This window comes from Ruegeria alba (genome assembly GCF_022321465.1).
GTDB lineage: Bacteria > Pseudomonadota > Alphaproteobacteria > Rhodobacterales > Rhodobacteraceae > Ruegeria_B > Ruegeria_B alba.
This window is the reverse complement of record NZ_JAKOEM010000061.1, coordinates 1-2084: the sequence shown is the minus strand read 5'-3', so window position 1 is coordinate 2084 and position 2084 is coordinate 1. Positions and strand designations below refer to the sequence as shown.

4 protein-coding genes are annotated in these 2084 nt (G+C 61.4%); 2 read left to right on the top strand and 2 right to left on the bottom strand.

Features of this window, described 5'->3' with window-relative positions:
- Both MB818_RS21820 and MB818_RS21815 read left to right on the top strand, forming a co-directional pair.
- On the top strand, positions 1-285 hold a 285-nt coding region (locus MB818_RS21820; RefSeq protein ID WP_238906536.1), incomplete at its 5' end, for a head-tail joining protein.
- Positions 282-911 carry a DUF6441 family protein gene (locus tag MB818_RS21815; RefSeq protein ID WP_238906534.1) on the top strand — a complete coding sequence of 210 codons (630 nt, stop codon included), beginning with the start codon at positions 282-284 and terminating at the stop codon, positions 909-911. The genes MB818_RS21820 and MB818_RS21815, both read left to right, overlap by 4 nt.
- Positions 912-977: 66 nt before the next feature.
- Here MB818_RS21815 and MB818_RS21810 read toward each other — a convergent pair whose 3' ends face one another.
- Positions 978-1373: a RidA family protein gene (locus MB818_RS21810; RefSeq protein ID WP_164128621.1), complete on the bottom strand. Its 396-nt coding sequence runs from the start codon at positions 1371-1373 to the stop codon at positions 978-980.
- A 198-nt stretch (positions 1374-1571) separates the two neighbouring features.
- A complete protein-coding gene (locus tag MB818_RS21805) occupies positions 1572-1874 on the bottom strand; it encodes an SH3 domain-containing protein (RefSeq protein ID WP_164128622.1) in 303 nt (100 codons plus the stop codon).
- Positions 1875-2084: the final 210 nt, after the last annotated feature.

Below are 2084 nucleotides of genomic sequence, written 5' to 3'. Positions count from 1 at the left end.
ATCTTCGCCAATGCCTCCATGGCGGCCCCGGCGCTCTGGATCTCGGCCACCACCTCAGAAGAACGTCCGATCCGGGTGATTGTCCGCGCCCCGGACCGCATTACCGACTTTGGCGCGGGGCGCTTGGTCAGCGACACGACGATGGTGGACGTCCGGGCTGCCGACCTGCCGACCCCGCGTCCGGGCGATCTGATCGTCATCGGCGCCGACAGCCATGTGATCCAGGGCGAACCAATCCGGGATCGCGAGCGGCTGATCTGGACCCTGGATCTGCGGCCCGCATGAAGCTGAAGCTCGACATTGATCCTGACATCGTCACGATGATGGCGGCCGAGGTGAAGGCCGGCGAAAGGGCTGTGACCTCGGCCATGCGCGAGGCGGGCACCGGGCTCAAGACCGCCTGGCGCGGTCAGATCGCGCAAGCAGGGCTCGGGGGACGGCTCGCCAACTCGATCCGAAGCCAGACGTTCCCCAAGGCGGGTGAGAGCCTCAACGCCGCGGCGCTGGTCTGGTCGAAGGCGCCAGTCATTGTCAGCGCTCATGACACCGGGCCGCTGATCCGTTCGAAGGACGGGTTTTGGCTCGCGATCCCGCTGCCCGCCGCAGGCAAATCCCTGCGCGGTGGGCGGATCACGCCGGGCGAATGGGAACAGCGGCGCGGGCTAAGGTTGCGGTTTGTCTATCGGCGCCGGGGGCCGAGCCTGCTCGTCGCCGAAGGACGGCTGAACAGCCGGGGTCTTGGCGTGGCATCACGGTCGAAGACGGGCCGTGGGCGCGCGACGGTGCCGATTTTCCTGCTGGTGCCTCAGGTCAGGCTGCCGAAGCGGCTGGATCTCGGGCGGGATGCCGAGCGGGCGCTCGACAGCGTGCCGGGATTGATTGTGGCGAGGTGGGTGAAAGATCGGTTTTAATTGGCGGAAGCTCAAACCAGCCCAGAGACCAGAAGACCAAATTGCCGGACCCAAAGGGTCAGTCTTTCAGCTGCCACTGCCAACGATTGCAATTGCCTCTACCTCGACCAGGAGTTCTGGCTTGATCAGTGCAGTCGTAGCATAGGCCGCACTGGCTGGAACGCCTTTTGGGAATGCCTCTGTTCGAGCTCGGCCAAAGTCCCGGTAACCAGCCATGTCGGTAAGAAACGTGGTGATCTTGACCACATCAACCATGGAGGAACCGGCACTGATGAGCGCTTCTTCGATATTCTTGAAGATCTGTTTGGCCTGAGCGTAGACGTCACCCTCTCCGACAACGTTGCCATCTTTGTCGAAAGCGACCGTCCCAGAGAGATAGATCGTGTCGCCGACTTTGACGCCGGCGGAAATATTGAGCGCCTTTGCCCAAGCCCAACCCGGGTCGATACGTTGCTGATCCATGGCTTGCTCCCTTGTTCGCCAAAACCGCCGGTCTGAAGACTGTTCTGCGAATTCCATCAAAAAGCAAACAAACCCTTCGATGCCCACCTTCCGCGCAACCATTCACGCCAAGCTCTGTGCACAGCTGTCACTGCTATTCAAGCGCGTTCCGGCCAACGGCCTGCTTGTCTTGCGCGAAGGTGAGCCGGAGGCTTTCGGTCACAGTTTCCGGAGGTATGCCCAGGATACATACCCCTGGAGCCCACGTGCTTGCTCCAGGGACACGCGGCACCAGCGCGTGCCTCCGGTTTGCTCGCATGTGTGGACGCGCAGCACGGTACCGTTCGGCAGACCAAGGATCACGCGGTACCCGGTTCCTGGGCCTGCACGCATCTTGAGCATGTCATCTCCTTCGACGCCGGAAACCTCGAAGCGTCCGAGCGACCCGGCCGTTGCAGGGTTGGAACTCAGGAGAGTTCCGATAAAAACCGCTGCAATTGCGACGAAAATGGCTTTGCGCATCGTCTTCTCCTGTAATCTGCCTCGATGAGGATCGTAGTTCGTCGGCCGGATGAAAGAAACATCGACACAATGGCAGGGTTGGACTTCTAACAACAATCTGACTGCCAAACCCACTGGATCTCGAACGCCAAGTCGAGCGGGCGCTCGATTGCGTACCGGGGTTGATTGTGGTGAACTGGGCGGAGGGCAAAATCCGGTGACGTCGGCTTT